Source organism: Bacillus massiliglaciei, assembly GCF_900098925.1.
Classification (GTDB): domain Bacteria; phylum Bacillota; class Bacilli; order Bacillales; family DSM-1321; genus Peribacillus; species Peribacillus massiliglaciei.
The window spans coordinates 471427-495250 of the sequence record NZ_LT622359.1; the positions used below are offsets into that span (position 1 = coordinate 471427).

Genomic DNA, 23824 nt, shown 5'->3' on the forward strand with positions numbered 1-23824 from the left:
TTATGGCCAGTCCACAACTTAAAAAAGGATTTACACGAATTGCAAACGAGATTATGGAACACGTAATAAAGCTGCCATTCAATGGTACACAGCTTAGAATATTGCTCTTCATATGGAGATGTACCTACGGCTTCCAAACGACTGAGAATGATTTTTCTATAACATATATTGCTAAAAAGATAAATGCAAGCAGAAGCCAGGTTGATCGTGAATTAAAAGTTCTAATAGATAGCCAGGTAGTTAATGTATTAGGAACAGGTGAAAAAGGGGCGAGGGTTTTGAGCTTTAATAAAAATTATGATGAATGGGGACAGCCGGAGAGCAAAAGGAAGTCCTCTCTTTCCTCCAATATAGAAAATAACGAGCAGGAAGAAAAGCCAAAAAAGAAACGTGCTGCTAAGCAAAAATACGGAGAAGATAACTCCTATTATAAAATGGCTCTTTATTTCCACGAGAAGGTGGCTGCTGTGGCGAAAGAGGCGGGCGTTGAGCATCTTATCAGAAAAGCAAATTTACAAACCTGGGCAGATGATTTTCGAAAGCTGGTTGAATTAGACGGTGTTACCAAAAAATTGGCCAAGGAAGTAATGGATTGGGTTGTGAAGGATTCATTTTGGAGAACGAATGTCCTTTCTGCCAAGAAGCTCCGTGAAAAATTCGGGGATTTAGCAATCAAGATGAATACAGAAAAGAAACCAAAACAAGCCGCAGCTCCACAACGCAGGGATGCAAGGGACATAGATATCGAGTTTCAAAGATGGATAGCAGAAGGGAAGAATCCGGATGAATTTAACTGGAACTGAAATTACTGCAGAACAATCTGTTTTAGGTGCAGTGTTCCTGGATCCTGATGTTTTAGATCAAATAGCATTTTTAGAGGAAAGAGATTTCTTGCTTCCTAAGCACAAGGAAATCTATAAAGTTATGAGATTCCTGGAAGAGAAGCAGAAGCCGGTGGATATCGTTACTGTGACCGATGCTTATGTCAAGTTTGGAGATATTGATAGAATCGGGGGCGTCACCTATTTGTCAGAATTGGCCGCCTCCTGCCCTTCTACAGCAAACATAGAGCATTATGCTCGGATTATACGCTCTAAGGCCATGGAACGGCGAATAAAGAACACAGCACACATAATTGATGGAATGAGCCGGGATGATTATGAATCAGATGAAGAGTATTTTTCATATATTGAGCAGCTCATCACTGAATTACGGCCGCAGGACAATTCTCAAATGCTCAGCTTTTCAGAAACGAAGGAAGAGTACTATACGCATTTAAAAACTCCTGCAGAGTATATAAAAACGGGATTTAAGGAGTTTGATAGATGGGCGCACGGACTTTGGCGGGGGTGGTTATTTATCAGCGCCGGCCGGCCATCAGTCGGAAAAACAGCCATTGCGCTACAGCGAATTTATGGAGTCGCTAAACAGAATGAAGGGGTTGTCCTGGTATGGAGCCAGGAAATGAAACGTAACTCCTTGAAGGACCGGATGCTCTCTTCTTTAACTGGTATTCCATTTCAAAGGATTAAGATGAAGAACCTTAATGATAGAGAACAAGCCCTTTTAGATCGTGCATATGAGAACTTTGAATACCTTCCGATTTTTATGGAGGACAGCGCTGGTGTAACCATTGAGCATATAAAGGCTACGGCCAAACAGTTTAAGAAGAAATACGGAAAGATTGCCATGATCGTGGTGGATTATTTACAGATTATGAATATCCCACAGACAAAGGGAGATACCAGGGCGCTGGCAATTGGAAGAGTGACCGGTCAGGCGAAACAGATTGCAATGGAAATGAATTGCTGCTTCATGATGCTTTCCCAAATGACAAGGGACTCGGAAAAGGGAGGTATTCCAAGACGGCCGGTATTAGCAGATTTGAAAGAGTCCAGTTCCATAGAGCAGGACGCCGATGTGGTGGAGTTTTTATGGACCGAAGGGGAAACGTCCTCACACGGTAAAATCATCAATCAGACCTTTGCAAAGGGCCGTGACATTGGAGTGAATGAATTCAAGCTACTCTTTCTGAACTGGAAACAAAAATTTGAAGAGCTTCCTTTAAAAAAGGATGAAAGTTGAACGGGGGAAGAAAGATGCGTTTTGTAGGAATTGATCCATCCACTAAAACAGGATTCGTGGCAATGGATCCCGGCAGTATCGTTTTAAGAGGAAAAGAGCTGAAAGGCATCGGCTCTGAGGATCCTAAAAGGATTGTTACTTTAACACAAGAAATCATGGAGCATATACGCCCTGATGACTTTATCTGTATAGAAGGTGTGCCCTTTGATACCCAGAGGGCTGCGCAGGCAGGCTGGATACATGGGAGCATCCGTAATGCTTTGTATATGAGGAAAATTCCATATTATGAGGCGGCGCCTAATGCAGTAAAGAAATTTGTAAATGTTACCGGCTGGGAAGGTGAAGTTGGCCATAAAAGGAGATTGAAAGGTCCAGAAAAAAAGTTAGCTGTCATGAAGGCAGTCGAAGAACATTTCGGCTTTACTCACAGCAGTGACAACGTGGTGGACGCTTATATTATGGCTGAAATTGCAAAGGCTATCAGGAGGGCAAAAAGTGGGTTATATCCCAAACTTTCATACCAGCGAGAGGTCATTGAAAATATCTTAAATCCTCAGCCAAAAGCTAGAAAGCCGAGAAAGAAGGCTACCAAGGCATGACGGACAAACAGAAACGCAGGATCCGTAAGTCTCTGAAAAAGAGACAGAAGGAGCAACTGGCCAGGTCGTGGAGAAACATTTTTGTTAAATCTGGATATCTAAAAGAGGTGAAAAGCTGATGGCTTCTTATACCCAACCTGTCTTTATCCGCCGCCGGAAGAAGAGTGAGGCAGAACAAGCCATAAACGATCTTCTAGCCAGGGGATTTGAATTAGTGACTCCTTTGAGGCAGGAAATGGCAAGTGAGAAATTAGATCAATATTCTTTTGAGAAACGTTATACCAGTGAGGATTTTTCTTCCCCGTGGGTTGCTAAGCTGGTTCGGACAAAGTAGACACACACTATGCGTTAAAAGGAGATTTTATGAGAATACAAACAGCATTAGATGAAAGCACTAACTTTTAATTTGCGGAAATTGATGGAGAAGATGGTGCAACAGCGATAATCGTACAAAACGAGGAAGGCGAGTTTAACTTTTATTGCACTGCTGAACACGCAGAAGCATTGGTAAAACAACTTCAAAAGTACATCAATAAGCAAAAGTTAAAAGTCGTTAAGTAGGACGAAGTTTGATTAAATAATGCGGAAAAAGGAGCGATTCAAATGCAAGTATCAGTTAAAGCACATTTCAATAAACAGACAAAGGATAGCAAAAAGGAGCTTGTTCAGTTCCATGTTAAAGGGGACGATGAGAAAAAGCCTGAATTGAGGGATCTTACCCGTGAAGTTGTCATCTTGGAAATTGAGGGAGTAGAACAAAAATTACGCTGTGAATTTAATAAATCTACTAAAGACAGCAAAAAGACGGTTCTGGAGTTCATTGTCAAAGGTGATGCTTCTGCAGAAAATACATTCAACTTTTATAGAAAAGCAGGCTCGGACGTCTCTTTAACTATTGTCGAATCACAAATGAGTACAGATGATTTTGAGGAGAAGCATGAGGGCCTTGAATATAAAGTGGACAAGGATAGTACGGCATCTATTTCTCCTGATCAATTGTCCCTGGAAGATGTGGACGGCCAAGAAGATGAAGCAGCTGCGGGTCAGGATGAACCAGAGCAAAAGGAAGAAGATCCATTCGGGGATTATTATCCAGATGCGGATGAGCTAGATTAATAGGAATGGCCCTGGGCATACGCTCGGGGCTGAAATGAAAAATGCCAGGATTTCTCCCGGCCATGGTGTATGTTTTGGTGGAAATATTATACCACAGGGGGAGAATTTTATGAGCAATCAATTATCATTCTTTCCGGATGTTGACGAGAAGGAAATACGCTCCATTGTTGTAAAAGAACTTAAATTATTCCGAGCGCTTAAAATACAGCAGCTTAATAAGAAAGAGCTGAAAGAAAAAGGGATAACCATTGATATATTTCCAAAATTGAATGATAACGATCAGGAGAAGGAAATGAAGGTGCTCCATATGGAGAGAGCGCTGAATAGTTTGGACTGTATCGAACGGCAAATCATAGAACAGAAATACTTAGCGATTGAACGTCAAAATGACATAGATATTTATTTGGATTTATGCCTGCAGAAAACAGCTTATTACGAAAAGAAGAAGCAGGCTATTTTTATGATTGCTCATTGCTTGAATATTATTTGATCTTTGGAAGGAGTGAGGGAAATTGGAGCAGCTAAGCATTTTCGATTTTCTTGAACTTCAAACTCCAGTCAAACCTTTCCGCATAGAGGATGTACTTGAAAAGGCAAAAAAGATTGTAATGCCCATTCATAAAAAGGATTTTGATATTGTGGAGTACAGCATCAGAAGTTTTTGCCAAAACTATTATACTCCGGGTAACACAGGCAATGATGGGCCTAATGCCCATATGGATATAGCGTTGGATATAGGAAGTCATTATTGCGTTCTTACAATTATCAATAAAAATCTAGAAGAGTATAACAAAGGTATCTTTAATCCAAATAGAGTAAATAGATGCTGGATATATAGATCGTGGAAAGAGATGAACGAGAAACCCCATTTATATGACGAAGAATTTAAAAGAAACCAAGATTTCACTTATAGTGTGGTCGATGGCATAAACATTCAAGGATATGAAGATTATGCACGTGACATTCTAAATAATATTAGGTCTTACGAATGGTAAAACAGGAAAATTTTCCGGACAAAAAGCGAACAAAATATGGAGAAAAAGGCAGACAAAGTTGCTGCCTTTTTTTTGTGCCCATTTTTATAACATTAATCTCAGGAAGTGATTCCTGGGATAAGCACAGTCCCTTATCAGTTGTGCTAACCCGAGTAGTCAAACAGGCATGATCTTCATGCTGATGCACCTAGTTTGCGGTGGCTGCGGGCGGGGCGAGGAGGTAAGAGCACTCCAAATATATTTTTTGTAAAGCAGGTACTCTATGGAGCATTTGGTTTAGAGAAAATATATTGTGTACCCACGTGGAGTACACCGTTTTCTTGTACCCACGTGGAGTACAAAGTTGTACCCATATGGAGTACAGTAATGTACCCACGTGGAGTACACTTGAAATTTTTCCTTCATTAGAGCACGATTCCTAAAGAAAACATAAAGAAAACATAAAGAAAACTACCTTGCAAATATCTTGCAAGGGTATAATGGTTTTAATAATTAGGATAAGGAGTGATCAGATGAAAGATCCAGGCGTAGTGGGAAGTAAGGATTTAGATCCAGGTGGAACAACAAGACCATAAAGAAGAAAGGCATCCATTAATTTGGGTGCTTTTTTTATTGAAAGAAAGGATGAGGAGAATGAATACTTATCGTGAAAGATTAGATGAAATCGCAAAGCTGTTTAAAGAAGCAGCTGAAAGGCTAATGATTTTAATCCGGGAAACGTGGGAGAGTATTAAAGAACATCTTATGAATCACGTTACTGAATATCTTGAAGGCAATCATCCAGTGCATCCTGCAGCTAAGCATAAGCCATTTCAGAAAGCATTTATTAAACATCAGGTAATAGATCGTAAGCCGGCATTTATTCGAGCCAGGACTTCATGTTAATGAGGTCTTTTAATTTTGTCAGATGCAGGTTGAACACCACAAATTAAGGAGGAAATAAGATGCAAAACAAAGTACAGGAAGCAGCTAAACAAAAGGTCATTGAGTTACTGGAGAAGTACGATGTATCCTACATCGATTACGATGCAAAGGAAGATGAGTACAGTATTCGCCTGGATAAGGAACAGGATGACATCACTCGAGCATATGTTGATGGCGGAAAGATAGCTGAGCGTATTTATACTGAAATAGAACCAGGTGAACAAATCCTTGCTGGTAAAGAAACTGATGGGTGATGTTCAATGGCTGCTGAGTACAAGACAGAAGCACAGAAGAAGAAGTTCTATCGCTCAAGTGAATGGGAAGCCTTAAGGCAGCAGGCTCTTAAGCGTGATAACTATGAGTGCCAGCAATGTAAACGTGAGGGCAGAGTTCATGCGGACTCACGCAAGGTCGAGGGCGGACGCAAGAGCATTGAGCTTAACGTCCATCATAAGTATGAGATTGAACACTATCCGCAGCTGGCTCTTGTATTGGACAACCTGGAGACTGTCTGCTTGAACTGTCATAACAAAGCGCATGGTCGAGTCTTTGGCCAGGCTAAGAAAAAGAAATGGGATGACGAACGATGGTAGTCATTGAGAGAAGTATATATAATATGTATAACTAAACTTAGGATGGAGGGAGACATAATGGCCTATGAATTAAATGATTTACCAGAACATTTAGGTACCATTAATTTTAATGGCAAAAGGTATGAAGTATTAAAGATTGATCATTGTGATGAGACAGGAAGACATACATGGCACTTGAAAGATGAAACAGGTGAAATTGTTTTAATGGAATATGAAAAGCCTTCTTTTGAATGCCGAACTGTTTAATCACAGTCGGTATTTTTTTATGAAGAAAAGATTAACACCCCCCGGTCAAAAGTTTTGCCGAATTTTTTTAACCCGGGGACCGGGCAGGGGTCTCAACTCGCAAATATTTTTTCTGAATTCGCGCACGTATGGGGGTGTGGATAGGGGGGAGGGGTAGCATGAACAAAATATTAGAAAATTTAAAAGCGCAATTAATGACCCGGATTGACGTTGACGATTTGCTGGAAGTGGATAAAGTAAATCGTTATATAAAATTACGGGAGTTGGATGCAGCTTGTGATGAAGCCATTGAACGGGATGGGGCGACTATTGTAATAGAAAATGGTTCGCAAAGGTTTATTAAGGCTCACCCGGCAATGAATGAAAAGAATAAATTAAACTCGCAGCTGATTGCGCTGGAAAAGAGCATGAATTTCACCAATGGAAACCTTGTCCCTTCCTCTTCATCCTCGCCTGTGGAAGGGAAACCAAGTGATTATGAATCAAGTGATTTAGTATGACCACTCAGAAATATGTAGATGAATATATTCACCTGTATGAGACAGGGAAAATTAAGTTAAATGAAGAACGAATATTGCTTATAGATTTTGTTCTGAAGAACATTAGCGAGAATGATGATATTTATTTTGATGACGAATTGATTGAGAATTGTATTGCATTTGGTGAGAAGTGGTACTTCCCATTAACTGCATTTCAAAAATTCTTAATAGCATTCGTTTTTTTATTTTGGAAAAAAAATGATCGTGTCGTCTTTCGAAAATTCCTTTGGATGCTTGGACGAGGCGGCGGGAAAAATGGTCTGATTACAGTTATATCAAACTTTCTTATTAGTGAGCTTCATGGTATTGAAGATTATAATATTTCAATTGTTGCTAACAGTGAGGAGCAAGCTAAAACCTCGGTTGATGAGGCATATAAATGTGTGAAAAAACATGAAGTGTTGCAGCGGGCTTTTAAAGCCACATTAACGAAGATCGTATCAAAGAAGACCAATTCCATCTTCACCTTCCGCACGTCCAACGGCGGCACAAAAGACGGCCTCCGAGACGGTGCTGTTATCTTTGATGAGATCCATCAATATGAAGATAACAAAGATGTACGGGTTCATATTTCAGGACTTGGTAAAAAGCGTAATCCAAGAGAGTTCTATATTGGCACTGATGGATATGTACGCGAAGGCTTCTTAGATAAATTAAAAGAAAAGGCCATGAAAGTTTTAAAAGGTGAAGCAAGGTGGAATTCTCTTTTTCCGTTCATCTGTAAGCTGGATGATGAATCAGAAGCAGACGATCCGGAACTATGGGAAAAAGCGAATCCAATGTTGTGTGAACCTCGGAGCGATTATGCACAAGGTCTTTTCGATACGATTTATGAAGAGTACGAGGAGCTGGAAGACGATCCATCAAACTTTGAAGAATTCATGACGAAGCGGATGAACCTTCCTAAGGTTGATTTAGAAAGGTCTGTAGCAAGCTGGGAAGAAATCGAAGCTACAGATCGTGAGGTACCTGAACTGTTAAATGAGGAATGCATAGGGTGTTTAGACTATGCTTCGATTCGTGATTTTGCAGCATGCGGCCTTTTATTCAGGGATGCAGAAGAAAATTACATTTTCAAAACTCATTCATTTGTCCGTAAAGAATTCGTGGATAAACATTACGCTTATTCGAAAAAGATGAGCGATAATGTGAAAAATCAAAAGAAATTGGCTCCTATTCGAGAATGGGAAGAAGAGGGATTGTTATCAGTCCTTGATGGCCCCTCTATTGATCCACACATAATTGTTCAATGGTTTGTGGAGATGCGTAAGTATTATGTCATTAAAAAAATCGTTGCAGATAATTTCCGAATGGAGATTTTAAAGCCACTGTTCGAGACTGAGGGATTTGAAGTGGAGATTATAAGAAATCCACGTGCCATTCACAGTTTATTGGCTCCGCGAATTGAAACAGCTTTTGCGAATCATCAAATAATTTTTGGGCCTAATCCGTTAATGCGTTGGTACACCAATAATGTACTTGTGGTTACTGATAAACGAGGCAATAAGGAGTATCAGAAAAAAGAACCTGTAAAGCGTAAAACAGATGGCTTCCAAGCATTTGTTCATGGGATGTATCGGGCAGATGAAATTGTAATAGGCGGATCATTCGCCTTTGCTGATATCAATTTTTAAAGGAGGTGAGGAATTGGGGCTTTGGGATTTGATTGTAAATCGTAAAAGTAGTGAGGCTAGCTTTATATTTGATCTTGAATTGATTCAAGTTACATCGAAGAGACTGCACATGAAAAGGTTAGCTATTGATACATGTGCTTCTTTTTTGGCGAGAACCATAAGTCAATCTGAATTTAGGATTAAACAAAATGATGAATTTATAAAAAATGAATTATATTATCGGTTGAATATACGTCCTAATAAAAATCAAACAGCAAGTACGTTTTGGCAAAAAATTATGTACAAATTGATTTATGACAATGAAGCACTTGTTATTCAATCCGATGATGAAGATTTATTGATTGCCGATACCTTTGATCATAATGAATATGCAGTTTTTGAAGATACATTTTCAAATGTCAAAATTAAAGACTATACCTTTAAACGAGTATTCAAGCAAAATGAAGTATTTCATTTGAAGTATAGTAATGAATCATTAACACCCTTAGTAGACAGTTTGTTTAGTGATTATGGTGATTTATTTGGCCGTATTCTTAATTCACAAAAGCGAAAAAATCAAATACGTTCAACGGTTAAAGTGGATGCTACGACTGCCAAAAATAAAGATGGCCTGGAGAAATTACAAGAATTTATCAATAAGATGTACAAGGCTATTGGAGAAAGAGATGTAGCAATCATTCCTGAGCAATCAGGCTTCGAATACAAAGAGCACTTTGCTGGCAGTGGAAATGGCATTCAATCTGTGGACGAGATAAATAAAGTGACTGATGGTTTTTTCGATCAAGTAGCAACTGCATTAGGCATTCCTTTAACTCTCATTCGTGGTGATATGGCGGATGTAGAGAAGGTAACAAAAAATTATATGATGTATTCAATTAATCCCATTTTAAAAAAAATCAAGGATGAAGGGTTATTCAAGTTTTTTGATAAGGAAGATATTTTAAATGGAACAAGATTGGAAGTTCGTTCTCCTTCCTATTTGAGCATTTTTGATCTGGCCACATCAATAGATAAATTGCGTTCTTCTGGTGTAGTTAATGGTAATGAAATCAGAACTGAATTGGGATTAGAAAGTGTGGACGAAGACATTATGAAGAATTATTTCATTACGAAAAATTACCAAGACGGTACAGAAGCAGTTAAAGGAGGTGAGAATAAAAGTGAAGCAGATGAAACGTAAATTCGGCTTTAAAAATCAAAAATATAACGAGCAGTTAGCGAGTATCCCACATAATTTTGCTGTTGTTCATGACGAAGAAAAGGGCGTAAGTGAATTAACCATTTATGGAGATATTGGGGAGTCATGGTGGGGAGATTTTACTTCTGCAAAGGATGTAGATAATGCGTTGAAAGAAGCAGGGAGTAACGATTTAGTTATTAACCTGAATTCTCCAGGCGGCAGTGCTTTCGATGGGATAGCTATTTACAATCGTGTAAAGTCTCATAAAGGGAAGGTTACGATCCATGTAGACGGTTGGGCTTGTTCAGCTGCTTCTATTATAGCGATGGCAGCAGATGAATTAATTATGGGTGCGGGATCCATGTTAATGATTCATGAAGCTTCCACTATCGTATGGGGCAGTAAAACACTTATGCGAAAAGAAGCTGATATGCTTGAAAAATTAGAGGATGGCATCATTGATATTTACATGACTCGTGCAAATGTTGAACGAGAAGAAATACGAAACATGGTAAATGAGGAGACCTGGTTTAGTGCAAATGAAGCCTTAGAAATTGGTTTTGCTACTGCCACAACATCAACTGTGGAGGGAGAACCCGATGAAGAATTAGCACAAATGAAAGTCCAAATGCAGACTTTACAAAATGAATTAGATAAATTAAAAAACACGAAACCTAAGAATCCTGCACCTGTTAAACAAAACAGAGCTGTAAGGATTCTTTAATTTTATGAAAATGGAGGAAGTAAATAATGACAATTAAATTCAACAAATCAGAAGCTTTTAAAAGTGCTAAAGAAGCACTAACAGCTGTTTTATCAAAAGAGGATGCTACAGAACAGGAAACGACACAAGCGTATGAAAATTATTTTAATGCGCTTCAAACAGAAGTAGCTTCATCTATTCGTAACCAAGTTAATGATGAAATGCTGGATCGCTCTATCCTTCAACAACGCGGACAAAATGTTCTTACTTCTGAGGAGACAAAGTTCTTTAATGCAGCTGTAATTGATGGTGGATTTAAAGATGATTCTATTCTTCCAGAAACTACACAAGAGCGCGTATTTGAGGATTTGGTAAAAGAGCATCCATTGCTTGCTGTACTTGGTTTAGAAGATTTAGGAGCGGTAACGAAGTTTATTTATTCTGATGCCACAAAAGCCTTTGCTTGGAAAGAACTATTCGGCGATATTTCTGGACAAATTAACGCGGCTTTCCGTTCTGAAAAAGTAGGACAATTAAAACTAACAGCATTTGCGGTTATTCCGAATGATATGTTGGATCTTGGTCCGGCTTGGATTGAACGCTATGTTCGTACTATTCTTGTTGAAAGTTACTCTATAGGTTTGGAATACGGATTTGTAAATGGTCGTGGATCTGCACAAAGTGAGCCGGTTGGATTAATGAAAGATGTTGATCCAGATTCAGGTGCAGTTACAGATAAAACTTCATCAGGTACTTTAACTTTTGCTCCTTCTCAGTATGGTGAAATTGTGGCTGGTGAGCTATATGAAGTTGTCAAAGCATTGTCTACGAATGCAAAAGGAGAGACCCGAAAAGTAGCAGGTAAAATTGTAATGGTTGTAAATCCAATGGATGCTATCGGTGTTCAATTCCGCAATACCATCCAAACTTCCAACGGACAATGGGTAACTGCTTTACCGTACAATATTCAAGTCGTGGAGTCAGAAGAAATCCCAGTTGGAAAAGCTCTATTCTTCCTTAAAGGACAGTATTTGGCTGTAATAGCTGGGGGTTATAAGCTCAGAAAATTCGATCAAACTTTTGCCATGGAAGATGCTACTCTTTACACTATCAAACAATTTGCTAATGGTAAGCCAAAGGATAATAAAGCAGCCTTGGTCTATGACCTTAACATTTCTTTTGCACCTGCATCTGAAGAACCAGCTGGCGCCTGATTGGAGTGATCTAAATGCAGGAAGTTTCTCCTGATTTATTGGCTGAATTTAAAGAGCGCATGCATATAACCCACAACGAGGATGACAATCTGAAAAAATTGTTGTCCTTTTCTATCGCTTCGATAAAAGGCAGCTGCGGAGATTTTAACATTGAGGGAGATAGTGATATCGATCTTAGAGCGAAAGAATTAGTATTTGAACGAACCAGATATGCCTATAATGATGCTTTAGAATATTTCAATGAAAATTTTCTAAGTGATATTAATAGTCTGGGGATATCAATTGCCTTAGCGGAGGAGGACATTGATGCAACCATTTAAGTACAAGCCGCCAAGGGTAAATACAGGCGATTTACGAACTCCGGTTATTTTTTATGAGTATGCTGCCAACGAAGGTCCTGAGCCAGGGGAGTCTGAAAAAAGAATCCTTCACAAGGCCTGGGCGAAGATTGATAATGTCTGGCTGAAAGATTTGGAGATTGCTAAGTCTAACGGAACTCTCTCTGATTTAACAATTACAATCAGAGACCCGCAGGCAGAGTATATCCCGACAAATGAGCATTATTTATCCATTGATGCTCCTGAATACAGGGACAAGCGTTTTAACATCAAATCTGTTCAGCCAGACCTGCAGCATAAAGCATTTATCAATGTGATTGTGGAGTTGGTATCATGAGCATACAAATCACAGGCATGGATCAGTTGCTTCGAAATTTGCAGAGTCGTTTTGGGCCACAACGGATTCAGCAAATCAATGACAAAGCATTAAAGCGCGCGGCCCAGGTTTATGTCCGAGAATTGAAAAGCCAGTTTGAATCATTTAAGGATACCGGCGCTTCAATCGATGAAATTACTATTTCTGCCCCGTTTACAGTCAGAGGGGCTAGAACAATTAAAGTTCACTGGAAAGGGCCGCACAATCGTTACCGGATCATTCACCTTAATGAATTTGGCACTGTAAAGAATCCTAACCCAGCAGGCAAAGGGGCCATTGCCAGATCATTGAGAAATGCAGAAACTGCCTATAGGAATGCGATTAAAGAAGAATATCGGCGTGCTCTTGCTGGAGGTTTATAATGGATATTCTCACAATGATTTATGAAAAGCTTATGGGTGATCCGTATATCAGAGAAAATGCTGACGGCCGGATAAAATATTATGAATTTCCTGATGCCGGGAGCGTTACAGCTCCCAATATTGTCATTGATCCATTGGACGTTCCAATCCCTAAAGATTTCGGAGATAATACCTGGATGACTTATGATTGCCTATTCCAGATAGAAGTTTGGTCGAAGAACAGAGCCTCCACAAGGGAGCTATCGAATCATATCCGGCAGGCTATGTGGGAATTAGGATTTTCACAAGGAACCGGTGTGGATGAATGGGACAAGGATACTGGCGTTTATCGTGATGCCAGAAGGTACAGAGGAAAAGTTTATAGAGAAGATTTAGAGGCCTTGTAAGAGGTCTTTTTTTATTACACAAAAGGAGTGGTTTAGATGAAAAGATATCGTGCAGCTACCGGAGTAGACCGGTTTTATTATGCCCCGTTAGACGAGACAGGAGAAGGAATCACCACTAAAGCTCCCGAGCGTGTGGAATTTTTACAAAATATTGAGATCGAAATGCCGCAGGAAGCAGTACGTGCCTACGGTGATAATAGAGTGGCAGAAATCGCCGTAGCAAGTGGTAATACGTCTGTTACCTCCGCCTTTCATAAAGTACCAAAAGAGGATAAACAAGTGCTGTTTGGTTTGGAGGTTAACGGAGGAATTTATGCTTACGGTTCGGATGATGAACCACCATATGTAGCATGTGTTTTTGCCAAAACCTATCAAGATGGATCTACAGAATGGGTGGGATTGCCGAAAGGGATTTTTCTCCGCCCTAACATCACAGGACAAACAAAGGAAGATGGCGTTGAATTTTCTTCTGATGAAGTCACTGCTGAGTTTATGGATCGTGATATAGAAGGGTTTGACAAACCCAAATCTATCCTGACTGGTACTGATGAAAAAGGAGAAACTACACAGCGTGATGCTATATTCCTCGCTATTTTCGGCAGACCTTTCCCTGGAACTGAAACTGAAACTGCACCGGCGGGGGCGTAAATTATGAGTAATAAAAAAGATAAATATATTGTGCTGTATGATTTCACTGACCTGGAAGACAAGAGTAAGATTTATCGTAAGGGTGATTCTTACCCGAAACCGGCGACAAAGAACATCAGCAAGAAACGATTGGAAGAACTATCCTCAACGAAAAACAAAATTGGATTACCATTAATTAAAAAAATTGAAGAGTAGGCATTATGCCTGCTCTTTTTTATGAAAAGGAGAATGGAAAATGGCAAATTTAAAACGACATATGATTGAACTGGTAAAGGAAGTAAAAGAGGGGGAAGTCGTTACTCAAAAGTATTTGACCCCAGCTTTTATTCCCTTTGCAGTAGTCTATGAAGCAATTGATATGATGGATGATTTTGAAGATAAGGGAGAAAAGAAGAGTGCTGCATCTGAAAAAGAACAGATGGATAAATTACTAGATTTTGTGGCCAATAAAGTCTATAACAAACAATTCACGAAAGACGATCTATTCAACGGGCTGCATGCTCCGGATGCAATCAACACTTTGCAGGAACAAATTATCTTTGTTGCTCAGGGGCGGCAAAATGAAGAATCAAAAAAGTTTATCGCGGAGAAGAATCGCTAACGGATGACGATTTTACTCCACAAAAGCAAAAGGAATATATGGATAAGTTATTCATGAATCTGATGAAAGAAGGCAAGGATCCTACAGAAATTATGGATATGCCATTCAACTTTATGCTCGAATTATTGAAAGAAAAGAATAAGCCAAAACAAGAAAAATCTCTAATCGCTGCATTCGGTGGTTAGGGATTTTTTTGGTATGCGGAAGGGAGGTTAATGGATGGAAAGGATTGAAGGCTTATCCATTGATCTTGACCTCAATTCAACCCGGCTGAATCGTGGGTTAACAGGCTTAAGAGATAAATTAAAGACAGTTAATAGTGAAATGAGAGCAAATTTATCAGCATTTGACCGCGGTGATAAATCAATAGATAAATATGAGTCTCGAATAACTGGTCTGAATCGTAAATTAGAGGTTCAGAGGGCTATTACCAGTGAAGCAAAAGAAGAATACAAGAAAATGGTAAGGGAACACGGTGAAGGGTCGAGACAGGCCGATAAAGCCGCAAGAGCTTATAACAACGAAGTGGCTTCTCTAAATAATTTGGAACGTAGCATCGAGAGGACAGAAGCTGAATTACGAGATTTACGTGAAGAACAAAGAATTGCGGAATCTGGATGGTCAAGGTTCGGCCAAGGGTTAGAACAAACTGGTTCCAAGCTAACTAACATCGGAAGAAATATGAAATCTGTCGGCCAATCGATGTCTTTATATTTAACGGCTCCTTTGGTTGGATTAGGAGTATTGGCTGCTAGAACGGGCATGGACTTTGAATACTCTATGAGTAAAGTTTCCGCGGTGTCTGGAGCCACAGGAGACGATCTAGAAGCTTTAGAAAAGCAAGCCAGGGATTTAGGGGCAACAACTCAATTCAGCGCCTCAGAAGCAGCAGATGGTATGCAATTCTTAGCAATGGCAGGCTTTAAAACAAATGACATACTTTCGGCTATGCCGGGGATGCTTGACTTAGCAGCTGCGGGCGCCCTGGATTTAGGGAGAGCGGCGGATATAACGTCTAATATCATGTCTGGCTTTGGAATTGCAGCCAATGAGTCAGGGCATGTATCGGATGTTTTAGCTAGAGCAGCATCAAGCGCGAATACAAACGTTGAGCAATTAGGTGAAGCTATGAAGCCTTTAGGACCGGTTGCCAAAACACTTGGGTGGAGTATGGAGCAATCAACTGCAGCTGTAATGGCATTATCTGATGCAGGTATCCAAGGGGAAATGGCCGGTAGTGCTTTTGCTACCTCTTTAGGTCGATTGGCCAAGCCTACCAAGGCAATGAAAAAGATGATTGATCAATTAGGTGTCAGCTTTTTCGATGCTAATGGAAACATGAAATCTATGCCTGATGTAATATCAGAAATTGAAAAAGGCACTGATGGCATGACTGCTCAACAGAAATCAGCAGCGCTAACAACCTTATTTGGAGCAGAAGCTTATAAACATTGGGCAGTATTACTAGATAAAGGGTCAAAGGATCTCGGGAAAAATACTGAAATGTTAAAAGGAGCCGATGGCGCAGCGGCTGAAATGGCAAAAACTATGAATGATAACGCAACCGGGGACGTTAAAACTTTAATGTCTGCTTTGAGTGAATTAGGTTTGCAAATTTATGACATAGTACAGCCAGCTCTAAGAGCCGTTATACAGGGTTTGACTAATGCAGTTAAATGGGCGCAAAATCTATCTCCATCATTGAAGATATTAACAGCTGTTTTCGCAGCAGTAGTGGCAGCTATTGGACCCCTCCTTGTTGCCGGAGGAATGTTTATTGGCTTTTTAGGCAATGCAGCAGTAGGACTTGCTAAACTTTTCCCTTCAATAGCACGAGCAGGCGGTTTGTTAAAGTGGTTGAGGTTGGGACTAGCAGCTCTTACGGGTCCTGTGGGAATTGTTATTGGGATTATCACCTTATTAGCGACCGGGTTCATAACACTTTATAAAAACTCGGAGACATTCCGCAATGGATTGAAAGAGGTAATTTCTACAGTAGTTTCTGCTGCAAAAAATATAAAAACCTTTTTCACTGGCATCTTGGGACTATTTAAAGATGATGGACAAAAAGGTCGAGATATCCTTAGCAGTCTAGGGTTCTCTGATAATACGGTGATGAAGATGGATTATATCGCTGAGAGAATTTCATCATTCCGCAATTATGTTAGAGATGTAATATCGGGGATAAAAGGCTTATTTAAAGATGATGGTGAAAAGGGTCGGACTATATTAAGCGGACTTGGATTTTCTGATAAGACAGTAGCAACTCTTGATAATATTGCAGAGAAAATTTCCCTATTTCGTTCTAATTTTATTGACTCATTTTCAGCCATTTTTAAATTCCTAAAAGGCGATAATCAAGGTGCAATGGATATATTAAGCGGTATGGGTCTCTCTGACAGTACCGTTCAAAAGATTAATGGAATTGTGGAAGGGATCAAATCTTCACTGAGTAAGGCATTTTCAGCCATTCTTAATTTCATTACCGGAATCTTTGCTAAAGTGTCAGATTTCTTTGAATCGGATGGGCAACAGATACTCGCGGCTGCTTCCAATGTATTTGGAGGCATTTTTAAAATTGTTGAAGTTTTAGGAACAGTGGTTGGTGCTGTTTTTTACGGGATCTTTAAAGTAATCCAATTTATCATGCCGGCGGTACTTGCCATTATAAAGTCAATTTGGGGCAACATTAAGGGCGTTATCACAGGGGCCCTGGATGTGATCATGGGCCTTGTCAAAGTTTTTGCTGGATTATTTACCGGTGACTTTTCGAAAATGTGGGAAGGCATCAAGCAGGTCTTTTCTGGGGCTTTAACTTTTATTTGGAACTATGTTCAATTGATGTTCTGGGGAAAGATGCTAAAAGGCATCTTATCTTTAGGAAAACTCCTAGTGAATGCATTCAAAGGTTCATGGAACAGTATAAAAGGTGTCTTTTCCTCAGTGATCGAGTGGATTGTAAACTTCGTGAAAAACCGATTCACTTCCATGAAAAATCAAACTAACACCCTTATGGACGGGGTTAAAAAGCTTATATCAACCATTTGGAATAGCATTTCAGGATTCTTTAAAACAGTGATTCAGGCAATTGTCGATTTGGTGAAAAATCGCTTTACCACAATGCGTAATACGATCTCTTCGATTTTCGGAAAGATCCGTGATACTGCGAAGGATATCTGGAATGCTATAAAAAACGCAATCTATAATCCAATTAAAACTGCAGTCAGCAATACGATCAATCGTTTCAGCAACTTTAGATCCGGGGTATCGGACATTTTTAATTCAATAAAAAATAAAGTTAAAGATTATGTGTCCAATATGGTTGAGACTGTTAAAGGCATGCCTCAAAAAATGTCTGATGGATTAAAGAAAACAGCAAGTAAAATCAAAGCCGGAGTCACTTCGGTAGCGAATAAAATGGTTGATGGGCTTGGAACAGGTGTAAATGGAGTCATTACAGGAGTCAATTGGGTAATGGGTAAGCTTGGTGTTCCTGATGATAAACAGCTATCCAAGTGGAAAGTCCCGCAATATGCAGGTGGTACAGGTGGACATCCTGCCGATGGTCCAGCTGTTGTTGGTGATGGAAAGGGTTCTAATGCTGGCTCTGAATTACTTATCATGCCAAATGGACAGCAGTTCCTTTCACCGGAGAAGCCAACTTTAGTGAACCTACCAAAAGGAGCACAAGTGCTTCCAGCTTCGCTGACAAAGCAGTTAATTCCACACTATGCATGGGGTACAGACCTCTGGGAAGGAACAAAAAAGGTCGCGGGTAATGTCTGGGGGGCAACCAAAAAAGGAGCCAAGAAGGTCAAAGATACAGCCGTGGATATTTGGAAGTATGCAACGAATCCGAAAAAGCTTCTTAACTTAGCAATGGAAACATTGGGGATTAGTGGACCTTCCGGCAGCGGCAACATCGCTAAGATTGCTAAAGCTGGATTTACAAAAGTGAAAGACACTGCATTTGATTTCTTGAAAAAAACATTGGAAAATTTCTCTGCATCGCCAAGCGGTAAAGGTGTGGAAAGATGGCGCGGCACTGTCATTCGTGCATTAGGGATGAACGGGTTGCCAACCACAGACGCTTATGTAAATGCCTGGTTAAGGCAGATTAAGACAGAATCAGGCGGTAATGAAAAGGCTGTACAGTCTATGGCTGTTAATGATATTAATGCCAGGACCGGAAATTTAGCTCGCGGCCTCGTCCAAGTAATCCCGCCGACATTTCGAGCCTATGCCTTTCCTGGCCATAATAACCAAATGAACGGTTTGGACAGCTTACTTGCCGGTATTAATTATGCAAAAAGCCGTTACGGTGCTACAAGCATGCTTAAATATATCGGTAAGGGTCATGGGTATGCCACAGGTGGATTAATCAAGAATGAAGGCCTGTATAAGCTTGCTGAGGGCGGCTGGCCAGAATGGGTAATACCAACAGATCCAAGCCGGCGAACTGATGCTATGAAGCTGTTGGCACTGGCTGGGAAGGATATTGGTAATAAGCGTCCTAATCAATTGCCAAGCTCAAGTTCAAGTTCTGCAGAAGATAACCTGAATCTGGCGAATATTATTCGTTTACTGCAGGAACAAGTAGAATTATTAACTGCAATTCTTGCGAAAAATCCTAATCTCTATGTGGACGGAATACCTCTTGCAAAAGTATTAGAACCGCATTTGAACAGAATGGGATTAACAAAAGTACAGGGATCAGATAGGGGGCTGGCAACATAATGTTAGGCATTACTTATAACGGTCGCCATTCTTATCAAGATTTCAAAATACCAATAGAGAGTCGTGATATTGGCATTGCAAGCAAACAGAAAAATTTAATCACTGTTCCATTTAGTAATATCCAATATGATTTCAGTGAATTGTATGGGTCGCAGGTTTATGAACCGCGGCCTTTAACTTATGTGTTTACGATTATGAACAAACAACAGCTGAATGTTCAGTACGTCCACATAATTAAGACAAAATTACTCAATTGGCTGTCTTCTACTCGAGGGAAGGTCAGGCTCTATGATGATGCAATACCGGGTTATTACTTTTTGGCTGAATTTGATGAGGGTGGCAGCTTTCAAGATGATTGGAAGTCGGGACTGCTTACGGCTAATTTTACTGCTTATCCATTTATGATTGCTGATCTTCCAGAAGGTAATGACATATGGGATAGCTTTAATTTTGAATTAGATGTATCACAGAAAGTTCGTTTTGATGTGAACGGCCAGTTGTCTATAAACCTGCTGAATGCAGGTACACCGGATGTTACGCCTCGAATTGTCACGTCGTCTGCCATGACTTTGAAGAAAGATCAGGTGACAATGCAGGTCCCTGCTGGCACATCTCAGAGTGATGATTTTACTCTTCAGCCAGGTGACAATATTATTACTATCACTGGTAAAGGCAGCATTGAGTTTGTGTATTATAAGGAGATGCGCTGATGTATAGAGTAACCATACAAAGTGATAATCAGACAGATGAAATTGAGATTCATAATGCTAAAGTGAATAATTTGAAATTACCTGAAGGGTCGATCAAAAAGGAAATCAACTTGATTGACTCTTTTGATTTTCGTATATATCCCGGAAATCCCGGTTACGGTAAGATTCGGCCTTTCAGAACTCTGATCAAAGTGTTAAACCTTAAGACAGGGAAATATGACTTCGAAGGTCGTGTATTAAAACCCTCAAAGAACATGGAGAACACAGGAGTGACAAGTACTGCTTTTACTTGTGAAGGGGAGCTTGGTTATCTGCATGATTCCCAGCAAAGGCATCTTGAATTCCGAGGCACACCGCGGCAACTGCTCCAAACTATCCTTGATTATCACAATAGTCAGGTAGAAGATTACAAGCATTTTCACATCGGTGAAATGGATGTAACAAATTCTACAGATAATCAGTACATTTATTTATCAGCTGAGACAACTACTTTTGACACAATCAAAGATAAATTATTGGATCGCTTAGGTGGAGAGATAAGAGTCCGAAAAGAAAATGGCATCCGGTATCTTGATTACATGAAGAAGTTCGGAGAAGTGAAAAAGACACCGATTCGTATTGCAAAGAACCTTTTAAGTATGAGCGTTGATGTGGATCCTACCTCTATCATTTCCCGACTTACTCCTTTAGGAGCTAGAATTGAATCGGAAAATCCAGATGCTACAGATGCTTCTGAAGAAAGGCTGTCAATTTCCTCAGTTAATGGCGGCAAACCTTACCTGGATGGAAATGCTTTGATTGAGGAATTTGGAATCCAAGGTGGCACAGTCGTTTATGATGATGTAACGGATGTGAATAATCTTCTTCGAAAAGGACAAGCGGATCTTGAGGCTCAAAAGACTGTCCTTACACAGTACACCATAGAAGCAGTTGATCTTTTTCTCATTGGATTAGATCCTGACAGCCTTGATGTTTATAATTCTCATCCAGTGTATAACCCGGTAATGGGCATTGATGATACTCTGAGGATAGTCGGTAAGTCAATTGACATAAATGGTCCTGAGAAAGCAAGCATCACAATAGGGGACAAAATGAAGAAGCTTTATGAATATCAAGCAGATGCAACGAGGGCAACAAAGAATATTGCTCGAATTGAGTCAAGAGTAGGGGAGCAATCACAACGTATAGGCACTTTATCGGTCGAAATAAAAACAGTTAATCAGAGTGTGGCACAAATAAACCAATCAATCATCGATAGTGATTTGCCTGGTATTAACCAAGCAATCATTGACCTAAACAAAGCAATATATGATTTGAATGATGCTGTAGAAGGTGTCCCTCTCTATGACAATGCAACTTCTGAAAAGTCAGGTCTTATGCCTGCTGCTGATAAAGCAAAAATGAATTTAATCTCTGTTAAAAGCCTGACAGATTTGGAACAAATGAAAATGGTCATAAGTGAGCTGCAGAAGAAATTGCAGCTTATTTCTGTTTTGCATCCACAGGATCTTGATCAAATGAATGAAAGAATAACTAATCTGGAAGGAGGAATAGCATAATGGCAGATATCAATGAACATCTAAATAAAATCAAAACTGCTGTTTTCGGACAAGACGTTCGAGGCTCATTAGTGGATGGATTAGAAGAAATAAATAAAGAAACTCAGTCAGCTACAGATCTTACAAAACACACTGAAAGTCGCCAATCAATATTGGAAATGAAATATAATGAGCAAATCGCTAATTCTACAGACATTACTGAAGTTAAGGATTTCCATGTGTCAGGTGTAACCGGAAAAGTTTTTCAAACAATGGGACAACGTGCTGATGAATTAGATGGCCAACTAGCCACAATAGGAGTCCAGGTTGAACCTTTTAAAAACGAACAGAATAGTTGGGCAGATGCTATTGAATCAGCAATAAATATGTCTTATAGAAAAACTATTCAATTACCACCGTATTTAATGGAATTAGATCGTCCAGTAAAGGCTATTAACGGACTAACTGTCTTAGGAAAAAAGAAAGAAACTTATATTACTTCAAAAATACAAATGGATTCAGCTTTTACTGCTTCAGATGATATATCAGATGTAAGTTTTGATGGGGTAGGATTTACTGGCGGGGTTATTGATGAAGGCCAGAAGGTTCCTAGAAGAAAAAGAACAACAGTTGAAAGCTTTGACACTGCCATACATTTCGCAGGTGACTTAATGCCTGGTGAGTCACATGCTGTCAGAAATATATCCATAAGTAATTGTGATTTCAAAAATATCGCTTCTTTGCCAGTCCTTCTCCAAGGCATTAGAGGATATGCAAGAATTATAAATAATGATTTTGATAATTGCTTAGATATTGGTTATACCCATTGTGAAAACGTGTTTTTTAATAACAATTCTGTTTCCCGCAGTGCAGATAATGGTGTCAGTATTAGTCGTAAAAATAAAAATATCGTTTGTAATGCCAATATTATCAATACTTCTGCATATTGCGGTATTTGGTTATCTGGTTGGATGGGAGGAGAAGGGAATAACGAATCTGGTCCTTCTAACTTTACGTGTGTAGGGAATATTGTTAATGATTCAGGATGGAACGGTATCCAGTTAGCTGATGCTCCTAAAAACGGTATCGTTTCAGGAAATATCATAAATGGTGTAAGAAAAGGACCGGTAGATGGGCCTGATGATGGAAAAGGTATAGGCATAGGTGTATATCCATATCCAAGTAGCACTTATCCGATTACACCAGAAAATGTAGAAGATTACGCAAGAAATATAGGTATCTTCAACAATGTAATTATGAATGCGGCTAGAGGTGGCATCTATATACGAGGTCTTTTAGTAGGTCAGTGCAGTCATAACATGATCATTGATTGTGGAAGTAATAAAAAAGCTGATGGATTTACAGATGCTGTACCACTCAATAATGAAAATTTCGGAATTTTATTAGATGTTAATTCAGGAATCACAATTCAAGACCTACTTGTTGAATCGAATATTATTATTGACAAACGAACTGATACCATGAAAGACGGAACAAGGATATTAAACTTCCCATTATTAATGGGCTATGCAATTCGTTGTACATTTAAAGGGAACAAAGCCTATGGCACAGAACACGTTATCACCGATGGATTGAAACAAGATGGTACTAATTCAAATAACATAGAGAACTTAATGGTAGCAATAGCTTCTAAAAATGCAGGAGCTAATAATATTGCTTTTACGGGAGCAGATGCTGAAGGTGAAATGAGAATGGGGATATTAAAAAGATATGGATTCCACCCTTTTATGGCTACTGCTTCAGGTATACCATTTGAAGTTTATCGGATGAATACAGTGTCAGTCATAGACCCTAATGCCACATATGAAAAACTTATGAAAATCGATAAAGAACCATCCAGTAATCAGCCAGCCCTTTTTCTAGGGAATGGAAATGAAAATATAAGGTTAGATATTGATCCAGTTAATGATGGGACAAATGGTTTTAGAACGGAGAAATATTTCACAGCTGCAGCGGGATTGAGAACCAATTCTTCCTATTTGAACGGTCTGCATATGGGTGGATATCGAATATTCATAGATGGCAGCGGTAATTTAAGATATAAGTTTGGCAAACCTAATTCTTCTAATGACGGCAAAATTATATTAACCATTGATGAGGGTGATGAATTGGTTAATCAGGGTGGACTCGCTTGTCAAAGCACTTATAACGGGGGACACTTTAGAATGGGGAATTTTCACATTTGGATTGATGCTTCAGGAAATCCCAGAATAAAAAATGGGAAGCCAACAAGTGACACGGATGGAAAGACAATACTTACACAATGATAAGGAGAAGAT

The 23824-nt window shown here is 39.5% G+C and carries 28 protein-coding genes; all 28 read left to right on the forward strand.

Features of this window, described 5'->3' with window-relative positions; all coding sequences use genetic code 11:
- Positions 1-2: 2 nt before the first annotated feature.
- Positions 3-803, forward strand: coding sequence for a replication protein (locus BQ4305_RS14235; RefSeq protein WP_110928395.1), 801 nt, complete (start codon positions 3-5; stop codon positions 801-803).
- Complete coding sequence (locus tag BQ4305_RS14240) at positions 784-2085, forward strand: replicative DNA helicase (RefSeq protein ID WP_110928396.1); 1302 nt, start codon at positions 784-786, stop codon at positions 2083-2085. Before BQ4305_RS14235 ends, BQ4305_RS14240 begins: the two co-directional genes overlap by 20 nt.
- A gap of 14 nt (positions 2086-2099) precedes the next feature.
- Positions 2100-2684 carry a RuvC family protein gene (locus BQ4305_RS14245; RefSeq protein ID WP_110928397.1) on the forward strand — a complete coding sequence of 195 codons (585 nt, stop codon included), beginning with the start codon at positions 2100-2102 and terminating at the stop codon, positions 2682-2684.
- A 118-nt stretch (positions 2685-2802) separates the two neighbouring features.
- Complete coding sequence (locus tag BQ4305_RS14255; RefSeq protein WP_110928399.1) at positions 2803-3018, forward strand: hypothetical protein; 216 nt, start codon at positions 2803-2805, stop codon at positions 3016-3018.
- Between the two features lie 269 nt (positions 3019-3287).
- On the forward strand, positions 3288-3800 hold the full coding sequence (locus tag BQ4305_RS14260) for a hypothetical protein (RefSeq protein ID WP_110928400.1): 513 nt from the start codon (positions 3288-3290) through the stop codon (positions 3798-3800).
- 109 nt (positions 3801-3909) lie between these two features.
- Entirely contained in the window at positions 3910-4290 is a 381-nt protein-coding gene (locus tag BQ4305_RS14265; RefSeq protein ID WP_110928401.1) for an ArpU family phage packaging/lysis transcriptional regulator, read from the forward strand.
- Between the two features lie 22 nt (positions 4291-4312).
- The gene (locus BQ4305_RS14270; RefSeq protein WP_110928402.1) at positions 4313-4795 is read left to right on the forward strand and encodes a hypothetical protein; all 483 of its coding nucleotides are present in this window, start codon (positions 4313-4315) and stop codon (positions 4793-4795) included.
- A gap of 633 nt (positions 4796-5428) precedes the next feature.
- A complete protein-coding gene (locus BQ4305_RS14275; RefSeq protein ID WP_199880697.1) occupies positions 5429-5680 on the forward strand; it encodes a hypothetical protein in 252 nt (83 codons plus the stop codon).
- Positions 5681-5739: 59 nt separating this feature from the next.
- Positions 5740-5973, forward strand: a complete 234-nt coding sequence (locus BQ4305_RS14280) for a hypothetical protein (RefSeq protein WP_110928404.1) — start codon at positions 5740-5742, stop codon at positions 5971-5973.
- A gap of 6 nt (positions 5974-5979) precedes the next feature.
- A complete protein-coding gene (locus tag BQ4305_RS14285) occupies positions 5980-6312 on the forward strand; it encodes an HNH endonuclease (protein ID WP_110928405.1) in 333 nt (110 codons plus the stop codon).
- A gap of 57 nt (positions 6313-6369) precedes the next feature.
- Positions 6370-6558: a hypothetical protein gene (locus BQ4305_RS14290; protein WP_110928406.1), complete on the forward strand. Its 189-nt coding sequence runs from the start codon at positions 6370-6372 to the stop codon at positions 6556-6558.
- Positions 6559-6716: 158 nt separating this feature from the next.
- The gene (locus tag BQ4305_RS14295; RefSeq protein WP_110928407.1) at positions 6717-7058 is read left to right on the forward strand and encodes a P27 family phage terminase small subunit; all 342 of its coding nucleotides are present in this window, start codon (positions 6717-6719) and stop codon (positions 7056-7058) included.
- On the forward strand, positions 7055-8731 hold the full coding sequence (locus BQ4305_RS14300; protein WP_110928408.1) for a terminase large subunit domain-containing protein: 1677 nt from the start codon (positions 7055-7057) through the stop codon (positions 8729-8731). The genes BQ4305_RS14295 and BQ4305_RS14300 overlap by 4 nt, the downstream gene beginning before the upstream one ends.
- Positions 8732-8744: 13 nt before the next feature.
- Positions 8745-9911 carry a phage portal protein gene (locus BQ4305_RS14305; protein ID WP_234396967.1) on the forward strand — a complete coding sequence of 389 codons (1167 nt, stop codon included), beginning with the start codon at positions 8745-8747 and terminating at the stop codon, positions 9909-9911.
- A complete protein-coding gene (locus tag BQ4305_RS14310) occupies positions 9901-10635 on the forward strand; it encodes a head maturation protease, ClpP-related (protein WP_110928821.1) in 735 nt (244 codons plus the stop codon). The genes BQ4305_RS14305 and BQ4305_RS14310 overlap by 11 nt, the downstream gene beginning before the upstream one ends.
- A 26-nt stretch (positions 10636-10661) precedes the next feature.
- On the forward strand, positions 10662-11828 hold the full coding sequence (locus BQ4305_RS14315) for a phage major capsid protein (protein ID WP_110928409.1): 1167 nt from the start codon (positions 10662-10664) through the stop codon (positions 11826-11828).
- A 14-nt stretch (positions 11829-11842) separates the two neighbouring features.
- Complete coding sequence (locus tag BQ4305_RS14320; protein ID WP_110928410.1) at positions 11843-12148, forward strand: hypothetical protein; 306 nt, start codon at positions 11843-11845, stop codon at positions 12146-12148.
- Complete coding sequence (locus tag BQ4305_RS14325) at positions 12135-12503, forward strand: head-tail adaptor protein (protein WP_110928411.1); 369 nt, start codon at positions 12135-12137, stop codon at positions 12501-12503. The genes BQ4305_RS14320 and BQ4305_RS14325 overlap by 14 nt, the downstream gene beginning before the upstream one ends.
- The gene (locus BQ4305_RS14330; protein ID WP_110928412.1) at positions 12500-12904 is read left to right on the forward strand and encodes an HK97-gp10 family putative phage morphogenesis protein; all 405 of its coding nucleotides are present in this window, start codon (positions 12500-12502) and stop codon (positions 12902-12904) included. Before BQ4305_RS14325 ends, BQ4305_RS14330 begins: the two co-directional genes overlap by 4 nt.
- Positions 12904-13290, forward strand: coding sequence for a DUF3168 domain-containing protein (locus tag BQ4305_RS14335; protein ID WP_110928413.1), 387 nt, complete (start codon positions 12904-12906; stop codon positions 13288-13290). Before BQ4305_RS14330 ends, BQ4305_RS14335 begins: the two co-directional genes overlap by 1 nt.
- A 36-nt stretch (positions 13291-13326) precedes the next feature.
- A complete protein-coding gene (locus BQ4305_RS14340; RefSeq protein ID WP_110928414.1) occupies positions 13327-13938 on the forward strand; it encodes a major tail protein in 612 nt (203 codons plus the stop codon).
- A 3-nt stretch (positions 13939-13941) separates the two neighbouring features.
- A complete protein-coding gene (locus BQ4305_RS14345; protein ID WP_110928415.1) occupies positions 13942-14133 on the forward strand; it encodes a hypothetical protein in 192 nt (63 codons plus the stop codon).
- Between the two features lie 40 nt (positions 14134-14173).
- A complete protein-coding gene (gene gpG / locus BQ4305_RS14350; RefSeq protein ID WP_110928416.1) occupies positions 14174-14539 on the forward strand; it encodes a phage tail assembly chaperone G in 366 nt (121 codons plus the stop codon).
- Between the two features lie 53 nt (positions 14540-14592).
- The gene (gene gpGT, locus BQ4305_RS22025; RefSeq protein WP_267888113.1) at positions 14593-14724 is read left to right on the forward strand and encodes a phage tail assembly chaperone GT; all 132 of its coding nucleotides are present in this window, start codon (positions 14593-14595) and stop codon (positions 14722-14724) included.
- Between the two features lie 34 nt (positions 14725-14758).
- Positions 14759-19276, forward strand: coding sequence for a phage tail tape measure protein (locus tag BQ4305_RS14355; RefSeq protein WP_110928417.1), 4518 nt, complete (start codon positions 14759-14761; stop codon positions 19274-19276).
- Positions 19276-19986 (forward strand): phage tail protein, encoded by a 711-nt coding sequence (locus tag BQ4305_RS14360; protein WP_110928418.1) that lies wholly within the window; start codon positions 19276-19278, stop codon positions 19984-19986. The genes BQ4305_RS14355 and BQ4305_RS14360 overlap by 1 nt, the downstream gene beginning before the upstream one ends.
- Complete coding sequence (locus BQ4305_RS14365; protein ID WP_110928419.1) at positions 19986-21545, forward strand: phage tail protein; 1560 nt, start codon at positions 19986-19988, stop codon at positions 21543-21545. The genes BQ4305_RS14360 and BQ4305_RS14365 overlap by 1 nt, the downstream gene beginning before the upstream one ends.
- Positions 21545-23812 carry a right-handed parallel beta-helix repeat-containing protein gene (locus tag BQ4305_RS14370; RefSeq protein ID WP_110928420.1) on the forward strand — a complete coding sequence of 756 codons (2268 nt, stop codon included), beginning with the start codon at positions 21545-21547 and terminating at the stop codon, positions 23810-23812. The genes BQ4305_RS14365 and BQ4305_RS14370 overlap by 1 nt, the downstream gene beginning before the upstream one ends.
- Positions 23813-23824: the final 12 nt, after the last annotated feature.